Here is a 17,360-nt window from a genome sequence, read left to right on the forward strand (position 1 = left end):
GCGCCGATCATGATTAGATTGTCATGAGACCGACAACCGGCCGCGCTTGCGCGGCCGCCGCGTGGCATCGCCGCCACCTGGGCCGCCACCAGCCAAGGCTTTCCATGACCGCAGAGACGTTGAGTGACACCGCCCTGACGCGCCCGATGACCGACCCGTTCGGTCGCCGCATCAGCTATCTGCGCGTCTCGGTGACCGACCGCTGCGACCTGCGCTGCTTCTACTGCATGTCCGAGGACATGACCTTCCTGCCGAAGGCCGACCTGCTGACGCTTGAGGAGCTCGACCGGCTGTGCTCGGCGTTCATCCATAAGGGCGTCAAGAAGCTCCGGCTCACCGGCGGTGAGCCGCTGGTTCGGCGCAACGTGATGGGCCTGGTCCGCTCGCTGTCGCGGCATCTGAAGAGCGGCGCGCTCAACGAGCTGACGATGACGACCAACGCGACGCAGCTCGCCAAATATGCCGCCGAGCTCGCCGATTGCGGCGTCCGCCGCATCAACGTCTCGCTCGACACGCTCGATCCTGACAAGTTCCGCGCCATCACCCGCTGGGGCGATCTCGACCGCGTGCTGGCCGGCATCGAGGCGGCGCGCGCCGCAGGTCTCGCCGTGAAGATCAACGCGGTCGCGCTGAAGAACATGAACGAGGACGAGATCCCCTCGCTGATCGACTGGGCGCACGGCAAGGGCATGGCGCTGACCTTGATCGAGGTGATGCCGATGGGCGAGATCGGCGAAGGCCGCATCGACCAGTATCTGCCGCTGTCGCTGCTGCGCGCACGCCTGGCGCAGACCTACACCATGACCGATCTCGACGAGACCACCGGGGGCCCTGCCCGCTACGTCCGCGTCGCCGAGACCGGCGGCACAATCGGCTTCATCACGCCGATGACGCATAATTTCTGCGAGAGCTGCAACCGCGTGCGCGTCACCTGCACCGGCACCTTGCACACCTGCCTTGGCCACGAGGACGCCTCCGACCTGCGCAAGCCGCTCCGTGCGTCGGCGAGCGACGAGGAGCTCAGCGCCGCGATCGACCGCGCCATCGGCCTGAAGCCGAAGGGCCATGACTTCATCATCGACCGCCGCCACAACCGTCCGAGCGTCAGCCGGCACATGAGCGTGACGGGCGGGTAATCGGCGTCCATAACCATCGGGCCCTGCGATCAATCGCAGTCGGAACCTCATCGTTTCTAGGCTTGCGGCACGTCCCCGTGCGGCGTAGCTTTCAACTGCAGATCGCGCATTCGAAAGCAATTTGTCGGTTCGGCCTAGCGGGAGACAGCGATGGCAGACCCAGTCGCATGGCACCTGTCCGGTGACTATTTCGAGAATTGCAGTTGCAGCCTGCTGTGTCCGTGCCTCATGTCGGCCGCCCCTCCCCTGACCGCGCAACCGACCGAGGGCTTTTGCAACGTACCATTGCTGTTCCACATCGAAACCGGCCGCTATGGCGATGTCGCGCTCGATGGCCTCAACGCTGCGGTGATGCTCCATGCGCCCGGCGTGATGGCGGAGGGAGACTGGTCGATCGCCGCCTATATCGATCAGCGCGCCGACGACCCGCAGACCGAGGCGATGGCCGCGATCTTCACCGGGGCTGCCGGCGGCCCGATGGCAGCGTTCACGCCGCTGATCAGCACCAATCTCGGCGTGCGCAAGGCCGCCATCACCTTCCGGATCGACGGCAAGACGCGGTCCGCCGACATCGCCGACATTCTGCACATGTCCGTCGATCCGCTGCCGACCATGCATCCGAGCGGTGAGATGTGGGTGAATATCGGCCATCCCGTCAGCCCCGACCGGATGGCGCTGGCCGTCGGCGCTGCGGGCAACACCTACAACGATCACGGCATGCGCTGGGACAATTCCGGCAAGAACGGCCTGTACGCGTCGATCAGTTGGTCCAACCAGGCCTGATGCGACGTGCGGCAAGGCCGCCAACCCACCTTGCAGATGACGGGCAGCGCCCTGGAAGCCGTGCTGCGGCGTGATCGCTGGATCGTGGGCGGCGCGATCGCGATCATGGTCGCCCTGGCATGGGCCTATGTGCTCTGGCTCGCCAACGACATGGACATGGGCGGCATGGACATGACCGGCTTTCGCATGATCCCGGCCGGCATCGGAATCATGTTGCCGGCCAGCGAGCCCTGGCACGCGATCGAATTCGCCTATGTGTTCCTGATGTGGGCGGTGATGATGGTCGGGATGATGGCGCCTTCGGCCGCGCCCATGGTCCTGATGTACGCCCGTGTGGGTCGACACGGTCGCGCGCGGGGCCAGCCGTTCGCTGCGACCGGCTGGTTTGCGGCCGGCTATCTGCTCGCCTGGAGCGGCTTTTCGCTGGTGGCGACCTGCCTGCAATGGGTTGTGGAGCGGACTGCGCTGCTGGATTCGCGGATGGCGATCGACAACCATCTGCTCGGCGCCATCGTGCTGATCGCGGCAGGCGTTTATCAGTGGATGCCGCTGAAGAGCGCCTGCCTTGCCCAATGCCAGTCGCCGCTAATGTTCCTGATGCGCCACGGCGGCTTTCGCGGCGACCTGCAGGGCTGCCTGCTGCTGGGCCTTCGACACGGCGGCTATTGCGTCGGCTGCTGCTGGGCTCTGATGGCGCTGCTGTTCGTCGGCGGGGTGATGAGCGTGATGTGGATTGCCATTCTGACCCTGCTCGTGCTGTTTGAGAAACTGACTCCGGTCGGACGATGGATCGCGCGCGCGGCCGGCATTGCTTGCAGTGCCGCGGGCGCCTGGATGCTGGTGTCCCCACCGCAATGACGCGCAACGACGCGATGCAGGTCGTCGCGAGAGTGGCGACTGCCCCTTGGCACGGGATGCGGGCAACATGGTAAGCAGGCTCCAGCGTGGCGACTCTGTCGCCTGGAATGCCGCAACCGAATTGACGCGAGACGCCCGTGATTCCCTGGAAGCTGATCGACACCGCAGACGTGCCCGGCGGCGGTGAGCCGCTGCGGCTGATGCAGCGTGGCAAGGAGTTCTCGATCAAGCTCGGTTCGAACGAGCTGATGAACAGCCGGCTGCACGGATCCGAAGAGGCGCTGGCGACCCTGAGCTGCGCCCGCATCAAGGCCGAGCCCGCTCCACGGCTGTTGATCGGGGGCCTCGGCATGGGCTTCACGTTGCGGGCGGCACTGAAAGTGCTGGGTCCGCAGGCCCGCGTCACCGTCGCCGAGCTGGTGCCGGCAGTGATCGCCTGGGCGCGCGGGCCGATGGCCGAATTGTCCGGCGCCAGCCTTGCCGATCCGCGCGTCGACATCCGCGAGGCCGACGTCGTGAAGCTGATCGCCGCAGGGCGCAGCGCCTACGATGCGATCCTGCTCGACGTCGACAACGGCCCGCAGGGACTGACACGGCAATCCAACGACGCGCTCTATGATCCCTCGGGTTTGCGCACCGCGTTCGCCGCCTTGCGTCCCGGCGGCGTGCTGGCGGTGTGGTCGTCACATCCCGACGACCGTTTCGCCCCGCGCCTGCGCAAGGCCGGCTTCGCGGCCGAGGAGATCAACATCCGCGCCACCGGCCGCGGTGGCGGCGGCGCCCGCCACGTGATCTGGATTGCCACCCGTCCAGCGTGACAGCGTCGTTGCCGCGCGTAGCTCAGCGCGGTGCTACTGGCCCGGAGAACTCTCTCCAGCGACTGGGTCACCTCGCTCACATCTCCCGTTCGGATCGGAGTGGTGACACGTCGGCCATCGTCCTATGATGCGTCAGCGGCTGCGAGGCCTGCGGATGCCCGCATCCACGCGCGAAAGCCTCGAGGATGCTCCATTCTCCGGCCTGCAGCCTGTAGCTCTGCAACGAGAGCGCGCAGCTGAATGGGAGATTGCCATGGATGACCGCGCCACGCGCGCTGCCCTGCAGCACCATTGGGATGCATCGGACGCAAATGATTTTGAGGCCGAGCACGCCATCTATCGCGACGATGCCATGCTGGATTATCCGCAATCCGGCGAGCGGATCCACGGCCGGCGCAACATTCAGGAAAGCCGCTTCGTGCAGCCCAACCACAAGCGCTTCTCAGTGCGGCGGATCCTGGGCAGCGGCGATCTTTGGGTGACCGAACTGGTCCTGACCTATGATGGCGCACCCTCCTACGTGGTGAGCATCATGGAGTTCCGCGACGGCGGAGTGGCGCACGAGACGCAATATTTCAGTGATCCCTTCGACGCAGCGCCCTCGCGCGCGCATCTCGTCGAGCACGTCGGAGCATTTCGGTGACAGTGCATTTTTTACCCGCCCGCCGCGTCGCTCCAGCGGCGCACCCGAGCCCCCCGCCACGCAGCAGAAGGCGCCATACCATCTCAGGTTGATTTCTCCCCCGCGCGGTTTACGCTTCCGCTCCTCGGCTCTGAATGTCGAGCGGGGTCCTTTGCATGGCGAGTCCCAAGATCATCATCCTGTCCGACGGGACAGGCAACGCCGCCTCGAGCGTGTGGCGAACCAACGTCTGGCGCATATTCCAGGCGCTCGACCTGCAGGGCAATGCCCAGGCGGCCAAGTATGATGACGGCGTCGGCACATCGTCGTTCGTTCCGCTCGCCCTGCTCGGCGGCGCGTTCGGCTTCGGCCTCAAGCGCAACATCCTGGATGCCTATAAGTTCGTCTGCCGCAACTACGACCACGCGGACGGCTCGAAGAGCTATTTGTTCGGCTTCAGCCGCGGCGCCTTCACCGTCCGGGTGCTCGCCGCGCTGATGCTCGATCAGGGGCTGATCGTTGCCGACACCGAGGCTGAGCTGCACGACGGCGCCGTGAAGGCCTATCGCGCCTATCGCGCCAAGGGATACCATTCGATCTGGCGGATCGAGGTGCCGCTCCGCTGGCTTCGCGATCATGTGCTGGTGCCGGTGATCGACCGCATCATGGGCCGCAAATCGCTCGACCTCATCGTGCGAAAAAGCCTCCCGGCGATCGAGTTCATCGGGCTGTGGGATACCGTCGCGGCCTATGGGCTACCGATCGACGAGATGACGCGGGGCATCTCCAACTGGGTGTGGCCGCTCGAGCTTCCCAACCGCGTGCTCAGCCCGCGGGTGACATGCGCGCGCCACGCGCTCGCGCTCGACGACGAGAGGACGACCTTCCATCCGGTGCTCTGGACCGAGGCGGGTGAGACCAAGCCGCAGGATGCCAAAACGATCGATGACGAAAGACTGGTGCAGGTCTGGTTCGTCGGCATGCACGCCAATGTCGGCGGTGGCTATCCGGACGATTCCCTCTCCTACGTCCCCCTGACCTGGCTCGTGGACGAGGCCGTCAAACGCGGCTTGGTCTTCAAGACCGCGCCCGAGGCCGATCCGGATGCGATCAAGTCGATCGTCACGTCACAGGACAAGGACGGCCGACTCTACAACTCGCGCTCCGGGCTCGGCTCCTATTATCGATACGGCCCGCGCAAGGTGTCGGAGCTGTGCAACGACCCGGCGGCGGGCGTCCAGGTGTCGATGCCGAAGATTCACGAAAGCGTCTTCGACCGCATCGACAGCGGCTGCAATGCCTATGCGCCCATCGGCTTGCCGGACAACTACGTCATCGTCCGCTACGACGGCACGCTGGCGCCTCTCGGGCCGACCACGTTCGAAACGCCGGCCGGAGCGGCCGCCCGGTTCGCGGCCCAGGAAAAGCTGTGGAATCTGGTGTGGTTCAGACGTCTCGCTTATTTCGCGACGCTGGCGGCCTCCCTCCACCTCGCGGCCTTCTGGCTGTTCCACGACCTCGATCGCACGCACGAATACGACTCGCGCATCAGGATGGTCTCCGAGGCGGTCCGGCTGGTCGAATCGTTCCTGCCGACATCGCTGCACTGGTGGACGGACTGGTATGCCGCCAATCCCGAATGGTTCGCCGGCGGGATCATCATCCTCGTCGCGCTGACTGCGGCCGGGACATTCCTCAGCGACCGCATCAGCGACCTGATGCGCGTGATCTGGCGCGAACGAGCAGCGCCCCCGATGCTGTCCGGCCCGATGCATCAAGCCATCTACGCCCTCCGGACCAATCGCGCCTATCAGTTCGCCATCAGGAACGGCAAGCGGCATGTCGGCCCGTTGCTGCTCGCGCTCGGCACCGTCTGGCTCGCGGCCACGCTGATCAGCCATGTCCTGTTCAACGCCGCGGACTCGATGGGCGCCTTCTGCCATGGCACCCCTGCCCACGAGCTCGTCGCGGTCGACAAAGGCATTCCGCAGGATGCCAGGGATTTCTCGACCGATGCGGTTTGCGCTCCCACCGGGTTGAGAGTCCGTCCCGGCTTCTCCTACGAGATCGTCGTCACCATGACCGACCCGTGGGAGGACGCCGGGCATCCGGTCACGCCCGCCGGCTATCGCACCTCGACGGTCCGGGGCTACGCCCGCGGGACGTTCTACGCAGGCATCCTGCTGCGCCGCGTTCTCTTCCGGCCCTGGTATCGGCTGATCGCCAGGGTCGGCGAGACGGGAGTCGACGAATATTTCCTCGACCCCGTTCCCGCCCCCAACACCACGCCTCAGGCCTACAAGGCGAGGTTCAAGGCCGAGCGCGGCGGTGAGCTGTTCCTCTATGTCAACGACGCCGTGATCGGGCTGCCCTGGGTGTACGATGCATTCTATCCGAACAATACCGGCAAGGCGAAGGTGACCGTCAGGCTGCTCTGAATCGCTACCGCCGCCAGTGCGCCGGCTCGTCGATATCGCGACGTCCGTCGATGCACGGACGAGGTCGTGATCGATGTTCGCCTGCCAACCGCGGCGCGACGCGCTTGGGACACTGGCAAGCGCGCCACGGCGGGCGTGCGCGCGTGTCGCTGGATCCTGACGGGATCTCGCGTCCATCGCTGCCGACACTGCATCGCATCACACAGGCTGCGCGTGGCGTACCGGAACCCCGACCAGCCGGCCGAGTTGCAAAGGCGGAGCATCGAACGATGAGGCAGAAAACTCCTCATCGAATCCCGCTCCCCTTTTGGCTGTTCTTGGAAAGAGAGGCGACAATGAAAGCACCCCTTCTTCTTGCCGGCGCAGTGATCATCGGATCGGTCGCGCCAGTGCTCGCGGACGAATACTACATCGTGCAGGGACCGAGCCATCGCTGCACCATCACCACCACTCGCCCCGCCGACCGCGAGGTCGTCACGCAAATCGGACCGATGGCGTTCACCAGCCGCGTGGAAGCCGAGGACCGCATCCGCCAGACCAAGGTCTGCGAGGACGAAGGCACGGTCGGCAGCTCCACCAGCACCACCACGGTCATCAAAGAGAAGTAGTCGGCGGCGTCATTGCTATCGGCGCTTGCCGCGACAAGGCCGCGTCCATGTCCGTGGGCGCGGCCGTTCTGTTTTCCACAGATCATATTGCGCTCGCGGCAACGCCGCGCCCGGCGCATTCGCAACGGCGATGAACCGAGGATATCAGCTTTTCCGATAGCGAGCGGCCGGCAGCGGAGGTTGCGTTCCGCCGCAGCGTTGAGTACCCCAGCGCGGGATCGGATCAGGACATCATGGCCTCGCAATCGCTCAAGCTCGCCATCGGCAGCCTCGTGGTCGGAACGATCGTGCTCGGCCTGAAGTATCTTGCCTATTGGATCACCGGCTCGGTCGCGCTGTACTCGGACGCCCTCGAGAGCATCGTCAACGTCGTCACCGCCGCCGTCGCGCTCGTCGCGGTGCGCATCGCAGCCAAGCCCGCCGACGCCAACCATCCGTTCGGCCACCACAAGGTGGAGTATTTCAGCGCGGTGATCGAGGGCGTCATGATCGTCGTGGCGGCGCTGCTCATCATCCATGAGGCTTACGGGAATTTCTTCAATCCGCGGCCGTTTTCGGCGCCCGTCGAAGGGCTCGCCGTGAATGGGCTGGCGAGCGCGATCAATGCGGTCTGGTGCTGGCTGTTGATCACGCGAGGAAAGCGGCTGCGGTCGCCGGCGCTGGTGGCCGACGGACGCCATCTGCTGACGGACGTCGTGTCCTCGGGCGGCGTCGTGGTCGGCCTCGGCCTCGCGGTGATGTTGCAGCTGCCGATCCTCGATCCGGCGCTGGCCGTGCTGGTCGCCGTGAACATCCTGTGGTCGGGATGGCAGGTGCTGAAGGAATCCACCAGCGGGCTGATGGATGAAGCGGTCCCGGACGCCACGCTGGCGCGCATTCGCCTGATCATCAGTCAGCATGCCGGCGGCGCGCTGGAGGCGCATGATGTCCGGACCCGCCATGCCGGCAAGCTGACCTTCATCGAGTTCCACCTCGTGGTGCCCGGCGAGATGTCGGTCAACCAGGCGCACGAAATCTGCGACCGGATCGAGGCCGCCTTGCGCGAGCACGACGAGCACAGCTGGATCACCATCCACGTCGAACCAGAGAACAAGGCCAAGCATTCCGGCGTGGTGGTGCTGTAGCGCCGCACATCAGGCGGCGCGGCCGGTTTTTTTGATTTTTGAAGAGGCTCGCCGCGTCGGGTCAGGCCCCTGGCATCCCCAGATGCCTGCGGGTTCGACGGTGTCGGAGTGCCCGCCGCCAGCGGTCACGAAGCCATTTCACTTCTCCTGGAGCGCGTACTGCTTCGACAGATGGTCTCCAATCTGGACCAACATGGCGACGCATTCGGGATAGCCGGGCCTGCCGATCGTCTCCTGATCGGCACTGGCGCGAAACTCCCAGGAATTTCCGTCCCGCACGACCGCGATGAGAATGCCCTCAGCGTACTCGGTATGAGCCTTCAGCTCGGCCACCGCCATCGCGATCAGTTCGGCTTCGGTCTTGCTCGGCTTGCTCATCCGGTTGGTCCCTGCATCAAACGTCCACGACGACGCTTTTATCCAGCTTGTGGCCCCACGCCAACATTCCCTTGGCGGGGATCAGACGCCTCGCCGGATCACCACACCACATTCTGATCCCGCGCTCCGCCCCAGACAGCCCACGCGACCATCCTCCACGGCCGCCCCCATCGGAGCGATGGACGGCCGGCAGCGAACTGCCCGCTCTTTCGGCAGGCCGGACGCCGCCCCCCGAACCCGGGTTTAGCCAGCGCCGCCAGACTGTTGCCGGCGCGTCAATGTGTCCATTTTCCGATTGACGGCAGGACGGCGCACTGAAATGGTGCCCCCGCTTTCAGGCCCAGCGCGGCCGATGGGCGCTCGCCCTTCATACAAGCGCCGAACAAGAGCTGAAGGCATCGAGGGGGAGGACGTTTCGTTGGATTCGCTTCAAGCGCGCCGTCATGACGACATGCACGTTCTGCGTGATCGCGAAGCCGTGCCTCCTGAGAGCTCAGGCGCGCTCGTCTGACAGCGCCCGCAGCGGAGACAATGATGCGCCCCTTGTTGGCAATCAGTAACGCCATCGATCAGCTCAACGAAAAGATCGGTTACGTCTGCAATATCATGGTGCTGCTGGCCTGCCTGGTCAGCGCGATCAACGCCATGATCCGCTATGCCTTCAGCTACTCGTCGAACGGCTGGCTGGAATTGCAGTGGTACATGTTCGCGCTGCTGGTCATGTTCGGCGCCTCCTACACCTTCCGGCGCAACGAGCATGTTCGGGTGGAGCTGCTCTATCTCTATCTGTCCGAGCGCGGCCAACTCTGGCTCGATCTGATCGGCACGCTGTTCTTCCTGATCCCGACCTGCCTGCTGCTGGCCTACCTGTCCTGGCCGTTCTTCATGCAGTCCTATTCGGTCAACGAGATGTCGGCCAATGCCGGCGGCCTGCTTCGCTGGCCGGTGAAGTTCGCCATCCCCGCGGGCTTCGTGATGCTGGCGCTGCAGGGCCTCTCCGAGGTGATCAAGCGCGCCGCCGCGCTGCGCGGTGAAGTGACGATCGACGCCAAATACGAGAGGCCGACGCAATGATTACGCTGGAGATGATGCCGCCGCTGATGTTCGGCGGCCTGGTCCTGGCGATGCTGATCGGCTTCCCGGTGGCGTTCACGCTCGCCGCCGTCGGCCTGTCGTTCGGCTTCCTCGCCATCGACTTAGGGTTCTTCGACCTCAACTTCCTGCAGGCGATTCCGGGCCGCATCTTCGGCAGCGTGCTCGCCAACGACCTGCTGCTCGCGATCCCGTTCTTCACCTTCATGGGTGCGATCCTGGAGAGATGCGGGCTCGCCGAGGACATGCTGGATTCGATGGGCCAGCTATTCGGGCCGATCCGCGGCGGCCTCGGCTATTCCGTCATCATCGTCGGCTTCATCCTCGGCGCCATCACCGGCACGGTGGCGGCACAGGTGATCGCGATGGCGATGATCTCGATGCCCGTGATGATGCGCTACGGCTACAACATGCGCTACATCACCGGCGTGCTCGCGGCGTCCGGCACCATCACCCAGCTGGTGCCGCCGTCGCTGGTGCTGATCGTTCTGGCCGACCAGCTCGGCAAATCGGTCGGCGACATGTATCTCGGCGCCTGGGGCCCCTCGATCTTCCAGGTCGTGCTGTTCGCCGGCTACACCTTCGTGCTCGGCCTGGTCAAGCCGGGCCACCTGCCGCCGGTGCCGAAGGAGGCGCGTACGCTGACCGGCTGGGCGCTGTGGAAGAAGTGCCTGATGGGCATCATTCCCTCGGCGGTGCTGATCTTCGTCGTGCTCGGCACCATGATGATGGGCCTGGCCACGCCGACGGAAGCCGGCGCCATGGGCGCGGTCGGCGCGATCGTGCTGGCGGTGATCCACCACAAGGAGTTCACCAAGAGCGATCGCAGCATCCTGATCGTCGGCGTCGTCGCCGCCGGCATCGGCACCATCATCGCGATGCTGTTCACCGAGAACCTCGCGTTCAAGCTCTCTTTCGCGGTCACCTATCTCGCGGTTGCCTGGCTCTGCATCCGCGCCGTCGCCCTCCCCGACCTGCGCGACCTGATCAAGCAGGGCTACGAGACAACCATGCGCATCACCTGCATGGTCACTTTCATCCTGATCGGCTCGACCTGCTTCTCGGTGGTGTTCCAGGGCGTCTCCGGCGGCGAATGGCTGGAGCACCTGCTCACCTCCCTGCCCGGCGGCGTCTGGGGCTTCCTGATCTTCATCAACATCTTCATCTTCTTCCTGGCCTTCTTCCTCGACTTCTTCGAGATCGCCTTCATCATCCTGCCGATGATCGCACCGATCGCGCAGAAGATCCTGGCGCCGGTGGTCGGCCCGGAGGCCGCCCTGATCTGGTTCGGCGTCATGCTGTGCGTGAACATGCAGACCTCGTTCCTGCATCCGCCGTTCGGCTTCGCGCTGTTCTACCTGCGCGGCGTCGCGCCGAAGGAAGTGAAGAGCTCCGACATCTATTGGGGCGCGATGCCATGGATCGGCCTGCAGGCGATCATGGTGCTGCTCGTAATCGCGTTCCCGGTCACGGTGACCGGCCTGCTCGACAAGCCGGTCCAGGTCGACCTCGACAAGGTCAAGATCGAGGTGCCGCAGATCGATCTGCCGCCACTGGATTTCGGCGCGCCGAAGCAGTAGACGGCGGCTCCGACCGAATGAAGAAAACCCCGGAAGCTCCGCTTCCGGGGTTTTTGTTTGGGGCCGCCTCTTTTGTTTGGGACCTGTTTGGGACCGTCTCTATCAGCGCGTCATTGCGAGGCGCCCTTGCGCCGAAGCAATCCAGGGGCACGCGCGCAGCCCTGGATTGCCTCGCTGCGCTCGCAACGACGGAATCTCGCTCAGCTCTGCGACCGCCGGGCCATGAAGTTGTCGTAGCCGACCTCGGCGACCTGGAACCAGGAATAGCCCGCACCCGAATAGGCCGTGAGCGAGTCCAGCGCCTTCTTGAAGTTTGGATTGCCGGCGGCGACCTCGGCATGCAGCTCCTTGGCGGCCTTGAACGAGGCTTCCATGACCGGGGCCGGGAACGGATGCAGCTTGGCGCCGCTGGCGATCAGCTTGCGCAGCGCCAGCGGGTTGGCGGAATCGTACTTGGCCATCATCCAGTTGTTGGAGTAGTGGCCGGCCTGCTCGATCAGCTTCTGATAGTGCTTGGGCAGCGCGTTCCACTTGTCGAGGTTGATCATGGCGAGCAGCATCGGCCCGCCCTCCCACCAGCCGGGGAAGTAGTAGTGCGGCGCGACCTTGTAGAGGCCGAGCTTCTCGTCGTCATAGGGACCGACCCATTCGGCGGCGTCGATGGTGCCCTTCTCAAGCGCCGGATAGATGTCGCCGCCGGCGATCTGCTGCGGCACCGCGCCGAGCTTCTGCAGCACCCGCCCGGCAAAACCGCCGATGCGGAATTTCATGCCGTTGAGATCGTCGACGGAGTTGACCTCCTTGCGGAACCAGCCACCCATCTGGCAGCCGGTGTTGCCGGCCAGCAGCGAGGTGACGTTGTAGCTCTTGTAGAACTCGTTGAGGATCTCCTTGCCCCCGCCCATCAGGTACCAGGCCTGGTTGATGCGCATGTTCGGGCCGAACGGCACCGACGAGCCGAAGGTGAAGGTCGGGTCCTTGCCGAAATAATAGTAGGACGCGGTGTGGCCCATCTCGACGGTGCCATTCTGCACGGCGTCGAGCACCTGCAGGCCGGGCACGATCTCGCCGGCGGCGAAGGTCTGGATCTGGAATTTGTTGTCGGTGGCCTCACCAATCATCTTGGCCATGATCTCGGCGCCGCCATGCAGCGTGTCGAGCGATTTCGGCCAGCTCGTGGTCATGCGCCATTTGATCTCCGGCATCGATTGCGCGATCGCGGGCGATGCGATCGCGGCGGCGCCGGCAGCGCCGAGCCCGGTGACCTTGATGAAGTCTCTCCGCTTCATGCTCTTTCCTCCCTTGGGGTGATTGTGTTCGTTTCCTGGGCAGCCTTCTTGCGAGGCTTAGTTCCAGTGTGGATCAAAGTGCGTCGGAGTGCCATTGCAAAACGATGTCGCAATGCAACGCAAAAGCCCGGCCTCTTGCGAGGCCGGGCTCAATGTCTATCCGCCGATCGAAATGCTGAAGATCAGCCGCGGGTGCGCGAGCGGATCATGAAGCTGTCGTAGGTGTATTCAGCGACCTGCCACCACAGATATTCGTCCGAGCGGTAGGCCTGCATGGCATCGATCGACTTCTTGAAGTCAGGATTCTTGGCCGAGATCTCGCCCCAAAGCTCGTTGGTCGCCTTGAGACAGGCTTCGAGCACCTCGTTCGTGAAAGGACGCAACTGGGTGCCGCCGGCGACCAGGCGCTTCAGCGCCGACGGGTTCTGCATGTCGTAGCGCGCCGCCATCCAAGTGTTCGCGGCCATGGTCGCGTTGGTCAGGATCGCCTGGTAGCTCTTGGGCAGCGAATTCCACTTGTCCAAGTTGGTGTAGGCATGGACGGTCGGACCGCCTTCCCACCAACCCGGATAGTAGTAGTACTTGGCCACCTTCTGGAAGCCGAGCTTCTCGTCGTCATAGGGGCCGACCCACTCGGCCGCGTCGATGGTGCCCTTCTCCAGCGCCGGGTAGATGTCGCCACCGGCGAGCTGCTGCGGCACGACGCCGAGCTTCTGCAGCACCTGGCCGGCGATGCCGCCGATGCGGAATTTCAGGCCCGAGAGGTCGGCGGCGGTCTTGATCTCCTTGCGGAACCAACCGCCCATCTGGGTGCCGGTGTTGCCGCAGGGAAAGCCGATCACGCCGAACTTCTTGTAGAACTCGTTGGCGAGCTCGTTGCCGCCGCCCTGATACAGCCAGGAGTTCTGCTGCCGGGCATTGAGGCCGAACGGCACCGAAGCGAAGATCGCGAAGGTCGGGTCCTTGCCGACGTAGTAATACGACACCGTGTGGCACATCTCGACGGTGCCGTTGGCGGTCGCGTCCAGCGCCTGCAGGCCGGGAACGATTTCGCCGGCCGCGAACACCTGGATCTGGAACTTGTTGTCGGTCATTTCGGCGACGTACTTGGCCAGCTCGGTGGCGCCGCCATAGATCGTGTCGAGCGACTTCGGGAAGCTCGAGGTCAACCGCCACTTGATCTCGGGCGACGACTGCGCGATCGCCGGCGAGGCGATGGCCCCCGTCGCCGCGGCACCGGCGGCCGAAACCTTCAGAAAATCACGACGCTTCATATTAGGGCATCTCCTTGTTGGGGGCGTTTCCCGTTGAAAAAGCATTTATCCGCCGATGCGATTGGCCGCACACGGTCGAAGGCGATCCGGGCCGGGCTTTAGCACGGAACCGGTTAAGCGAAAACGCGACGTTGGAATGACAAACGGTCCAATAGTCGCACGCGCTTCGCTGCAGTGCATCAAGCAGCGGCGATGGCGTCCTTGAGCTGATCCCGCACCGACGCGGCGATGCTCCGGTAGATCGCCGCGTGCGGACCGTTCGGCTCGCTCTCGACCAACGGGTTGCCGGCGTCCGACGTCGAGCGGATGTCCATGTGCAACGGGATCTCGCCGAGGAACGGCACGCCGAGCCGCTCGGCCTCGTGGCGCGCGCCGCCATGACCGAAGATGTCGGACCGGGTGCCGCATTGCGGGCACTGGAAGTAGCTCATGTTCTCGATGATGCCGAGCACGGGCACGTTGACCTTGCGGAACATCGCAAGCCCGCGGCGGGCGTCGATCAGCGACAGGTCCTGCGGCGTCGACACGATCACGGCGCCCTTCAGGGGCACGTTCTGCGCCAGAGTCAGCTGGGCATCGCCGGTGCCCGGCGGCATGTCGACGACGAGCACGTCGAGCGTACCCCAGGCGACGTCGCGCAGCATCTGGTTGATGGCCGACATCACCATCGGGCCGCGCCAGATCATCGGGCTGTCCTCGTCGACGAGAAAGCCGATCGACATGATCGACAGGCCGAACCGCGACAGCGGAATCATCTTCTTGTCGTCGGTGAGCTTGGGCTTTTCCTGCAGGCCGGTCAGTCGCGGCACCGAGGGGCCGTAGATGTCGGCGTCGAGCAGCCCGACCTTGAGGTCGAGATCGCGCAGGCCCAGCGCGAGATTGATCGCGGTGGTCGACTTGCCGACACCGCCCTTGCCCGAGGCTACCGCGATGACGGCAGCGATACCCGGGATCGGAGCCTGCCGGGACATCGGCGAGTCGGCCGGATGCTGGTGCTGATGCGGACGATGCGCCGCGACCGGCTGCACGCCGCTCTGCCGCGGCGGCGGGGCGGCAGCGCCCGCCTTGCGCTCGGCGGTCAGCGCGATCATCGCCATGGTCACGCCGGGAATGGCGCGCACGGCGGCTTCGGCTTTCGCGCGGGTGTCTTCCCAGGCGCGGGCCTCGCTGGCCTCGACATTGATCGAGAAGAACACCTTGCCGTCATTGGCCGTGATCGGCGAGAGCACGCCGGCGTCCGGCAGCGCCACGCCGCGCGGCGAGCGGACCCGCTTGAGTGCCTCGATAACCTGCTGCTGCGTCACGCTCACGGCGCGTCTCCTGAAGAAGTTCAGAACGCGCCACATCGTCGCGCCCTATCCTGTTGACCGGACATGATCTTCCGTCGTCCGCGACGGGACCGCCCCGGCCCTGCGTTGCGCTGCTTCATAAGGCCGGCCGGCTCAAAACGCCACCTTGGTTCCGATGTCGCCGGCGGTCTCCACCGGCGCGTCGTCGGCCTGCTCCTTGGCCGCCTCGTAATTGAGCTCGATCGTTACGCCGTTGGGGTCGCGCACGAAGATCTGCCACAGGTCCCCACCCGGCACCTGCCGCGCGTCGAACGGCATGCCCTTGGCGACGAGCCGCGCCTTCATGCCGGCAAAGCCGCGGCTGACAAAGGCGACATGGTGGACGACGCCAGAGTCCGGCTTCTGTGCCTCCGAGGTCGGCGAGATGTCGACCAGGTGCACCACCGGGCGGCCCTCGCTGTACATCCAGGCGCCGGGAAAGGCGAAGTTCGGCCGGGCGCCGTTCTCGAGCCCAAGCACGTCCTCGTAGAAGCGCACGGTCTCGGCGAGGTTGCGGGTCCGGATGTTGAAATGATCGAGCACGCCGACGCTGACGCCCATGCGAGATACTCCCTGGCTGGTTCGTTGGTTGACTGGATTTCGTTGCCGGATGACGGCTTTGCAAGCCGTCATGATGATGCCTCTTTAGCACGGGCGGACGTTTTCGCATCCGTCACGAAGCCGTTGCCCCTGTTTCGCAAGCGGCTATGGTGCGGCGTCCAGCGCCGCCGCCGGAACCCGGCCGGCCGCTGATGTTTTCCGTCAAGAATGGCCCGGCCCTCTCAAGGCTGTCGGCAGAACCCCAAGGTCAAGGTAGCTCATATGGCTAAAGTCGCTTTCATCGGTCTCGGCGTCATGGGTTTCCCCATGGCAGGACATCTCGTGAAGAAGGGCGGTCACGAGGTCACGGTCTACAACCGTACCGCGGCCAAGGCGAAGGAATGGGCTGACAAGTTCGGCGGCAAGACCGCCGCGACGCCGAAGCAGGCCGCCGAGGGCCAGGACTTCGTGATGTGCTGCGTCGGCAACGACAACGATCTGCGCGCGGTGACCATCGGCCCGGACGGCGCTTTCGCCGGCATGACCAAGGGCGCAACCTTCGTTGACCACACCACGGCCTCGGCTGAAGTGGCACGTGAGCTCGATGCCGCAGCCACCAAGGCCGGCTTCAAATTCATCGACGCGCCGGTGTCCGGCGGCCAGGCCGGCGCGGAGAACGGCGTGCTGACGGTGATGTGCGGCGGCACCGCGGACGCCTATGCGGGCGCCGAGCCGGTAATCGCGGCCTATGCCCGGATGTGCAAGCTGCTGGGACCGGCGGGCTCCGGCCAGCTGACTAAGATGGTCAACCAGATCTGCATCGCCGGCCTCGTGCAGGGCCTGTCCGAGGGCATCCATTTCGCGAAGAAGTCGGGCTTGGACGTGCCCGCCGTGATCGAGACCATCTCCAAGGGCGCCGCCCAGTCCTGGCAGATGGAGAACCGCTACAAGACCATGAACGATGGCAAGTATGACTTTGGTTTTGCGGTGGAATGGATGCGCAAGGACCTGTCGATCTGCCTCAGCGAGGCACGTCGCAACGGCGCGCATCTGCCGGTGACCGCGCTGGTCGACCAGTTCTATTCCGAGGTCGAGAAGCTCGGCGGCAAGCGCTGGGACACGTCGAGCCTGCTGGCCCGCCTGGAGAAGTAATCCGCGATCGCGATCCGATGAACGTGCCGCCGCGCGCTTCGAGCGGCGGCACGTTTATTTCTGCCCCGTGACGACCAACTGGCTCGTCACCGCCGTCGGCCGGGACCTCGCGCGCCCTGTCTGACCCGTATCAGCCGGCGCCATTGCGCACCCTCCGACTCGCTGATACCCGTTGCAATCGCCAATCGTTCGCATGTGTTGCCGAACAGAGACAGGCTTGACCAGAAGAGAAGATATGTAATGTTATAACATTACATATTTAGCGTTCTGCGTTAGCTCTCGTCCCGGTCACAAGAGCGCTGGAGGGGGCGCGGACACCGGCATGGCCGGACCGCGTGGG

The 17,360-nt window shown here is 64.8% G+C and carries 16 protein-coding genes; 11 read left to right on the top strand and 5 right to left on the bottom strand.

Translation table 11 applies throughout. The features are described 5' to 3' along the window. Positions 1–104 precede the first annotated feature (104 nt). The 8 genes from moaA (at position 105) to QX126_RS12035 (ending at position 8,387) form a co-directional block, all read left to right on the top strand. The gene (gene moaA / locus QX126_RS12000) at positions 105–1,136 is read left to right on the top strand and encodes a GTP 3',8-cyclase MoaA (protein WP_315758957.1); all 1,032 of its coding nucleotides are present in this window, start codon (positions 105–107) and stop codon (positions 1,134–1,136) included. A gap of 150 nt (positions 1,137–1,286) precedes the next feature. Beyond that, positions 1,287–1,919, top strand: coding sequence for a DUF1326 domain-containing protein (locus tag QX126_RS12005; RefSeq protein ID WP_315781096.1), 633 nt, complete (start codon positions 1,287–1,289; stop codon positions 1,917–1,919). A 36-nt stretch (positions 1,920–1,955) separates the two neighbouring features. Next, on the top strand, positions 1,956–2,777 hold the full coding sequence (locus QX126_RS12010) for a DUF2182 domain-containing protein (RefSeq protein WP_315781098.1): 822 nt from the start codon (positions 1,956–1,958) through the stop codon (positions 2,775–2,777). Between the two features lie 137 nt (positions 2,778–2,914). Beyond that, entirely contained in the window at positions 2,915–3,595 is a 681-nt protein-coding gene (locus tag QX126_RS12015; RefSeq protein ID WP_315781100.1) for a spermidine synthase, read from the top strand. A gap of 253 nt (positions 3,596–3,848) precedes the next feature. Beyond that, positions 3,849–4,238: a nuclear transport factor 2 family protein gene (locus tag QX126_RS12020; RefSeq protein WP_315781103.1), complete on the top strand. Its 390-nt coding sequence runs from the start codon at positions 3,849–3,851 to the stop codon at positions 4,236–4,238. Positions 4,239–4,393: 155 nt separating this feature from the next. Beyond that, positions 4,394–6,655, top strand: a complete 2,262-nt coding sequence (locus QX126_RS12025; protein ID WP_315781105.1) for a DUF2235 domain-containing protein — start codon at positions 4,394–4,396, stop codon at positions 6,653–6,655. Between the two features lie 335 nt (positions 6,656–6,990). After that, positions 6,991–7,263 carry a hypothetical protein gene (locus QX126_RS12030; protein WP_315717640.1) on the top strand — a complete coding sequence of 91 codons (273 nt, stop codon included), beginning with the start codon at positions 6,991–6,993 and terminating at the stop codon, positions 7,261–7,263. Positions 7,264–7,496: 233 nt separating this feature from the next. Next, positions 7,497–8,387: a cation diffusion facilitator family transporter gene (locus QX126_RS12035; protein ID WP_315739622.1), complete on the top strand. Its 891-nt coding sequence runs from the start codon at positions 7,497–7,499 to the stop codon at positions 8,385–8,387. Between the two features lie 138 nt (positions 8,388–8,525). Here QX126_RS12035 and QX126_RS12040 read toward each other — a convergent pair whose 3' ends face one another. Continuing rightward, positions 8,526–8,765 carry a hypothetical protein gene (locus QX126_RS12040; RefSeq protein WP_315739621.1) on the bottom strand — a complete coding sequence of 80 codons (240 nt, stop codon included), beginning with the start codon at positions 8,763–8,765 and terminating at the stop codon, positions 8,526–8,528. 534 nt (positions 8,766–9,299) lie between these two features. Between QX126_RS12040 and QX126_RS12045 the strand changes: the two genes are divergently transcribed. Beyond that, on the top strand, positions 9,300–9,839 hold the full coding sequence (locus QX126_RS12045) for a TRAP transporter small permease subunit (protein WP_315739620.1): 540 nt from the start codon (positions 9,300–9,302) through the stop codon (positions 9,837–9,839). Beyond that, complete coding sequence (locus QX126_RS12050) at positions 9,836–11,437, top strand: TRAP transporter large permease subunit (protein ID WP_315717636.1); 1,602 nt, start codon at positions 9,836–9,838, stop codon at positions 11,435–11,437. The genes QX126_RS12045 and QX126_RS12050 overlap by 4 nt, the downstream gene beginning before the upstream one ends. 200 nt (positions 11,438–11,637) lie before the next feature. On the opposite strand, the gene QX126_RS12055 is transcribed toward QX126_RS12050, so the two are convergent. From QX126_RS12055 to QX126_RS12070, 4 genes are all read right to left on the bottom strand, one after another. Continuing rightward, positions 11,638–12,726 carry an ABC transporter substrate-binding protein gene (locus tag QX126_RS12055; protein ID WP_315781107.1) on the bottom strand — a complete coding sequence of 363 codons (1,089 nt, stop codon included), beginning with the start codon at positions 12,724–12,726 and terminating at the stop codon, positions 11,638–11,640. A gap of 182 nt (positions 12,727–12,908) precedes the next feature. Beyond that, a complete protein-coding gene (locus QX126_RS12060; protein WP_409997703.1) occupies positions 12,909–14,045 on the bottom strand; it encodes a TRAP transporter substrate-binding protein in 1,137 nt (378 codons plus the stop codon). A 134-nt stretch (positions 14,046–14,179) separates the two neighbouring features. Beyond that, positions 14,180–15,310, bottom strand: a complete 1,131-nt coding sequence (locus QX126_RS12065; protein WP_315781109.1) for an Mrp/NBP35 family ATP-binding protein — start codon at positions 15,308–15,310, stop codon at positions 14,180–14,182. 132 nt (positions 15,311–15,442) lie between these two features. After that, complete coding sequence (locus QX126_RS12070) at positions 15,443–15,889, bottom strand: VOC family protein (RefSeq protein ID WP_315739613.1); 447 nt, start codon at positions 15,887–15,889, stop codon at positions 15,443–15,445. A 261-nt stretch (positions 15,890–16,150) separates the two neighbouring features. Here QX126_RS12070 and QX126_RS12075 point away from each other — a divergent pair, with 261 nt between their 5' ends. Next, on the top strand, positions 16,151–17,020 hold the full coding sequence (locus QX126_RS12075; protein WP_315739612.1) for an NAD(P)-dependent oxidoreductase: 870 nt from the start codon (positions 16,151–16,153) through the stop codon (positions 17,018–17,020). The last annotated feature ends 340 nt before the right edge of the window (positions 17,021–17,360 follow it).

Origin of the sequence: Bradyrhizobium sp. SZCCHNPS1003, assembly GCF_032381555.1 — a bacterium.
Taxonomy (GTDB): domain Bacteria; phylum Pseudomonadota; class Alphaproteobacteria; order Rhizobiales; family Xanthobacteraceae; genus Bradyrhizobium.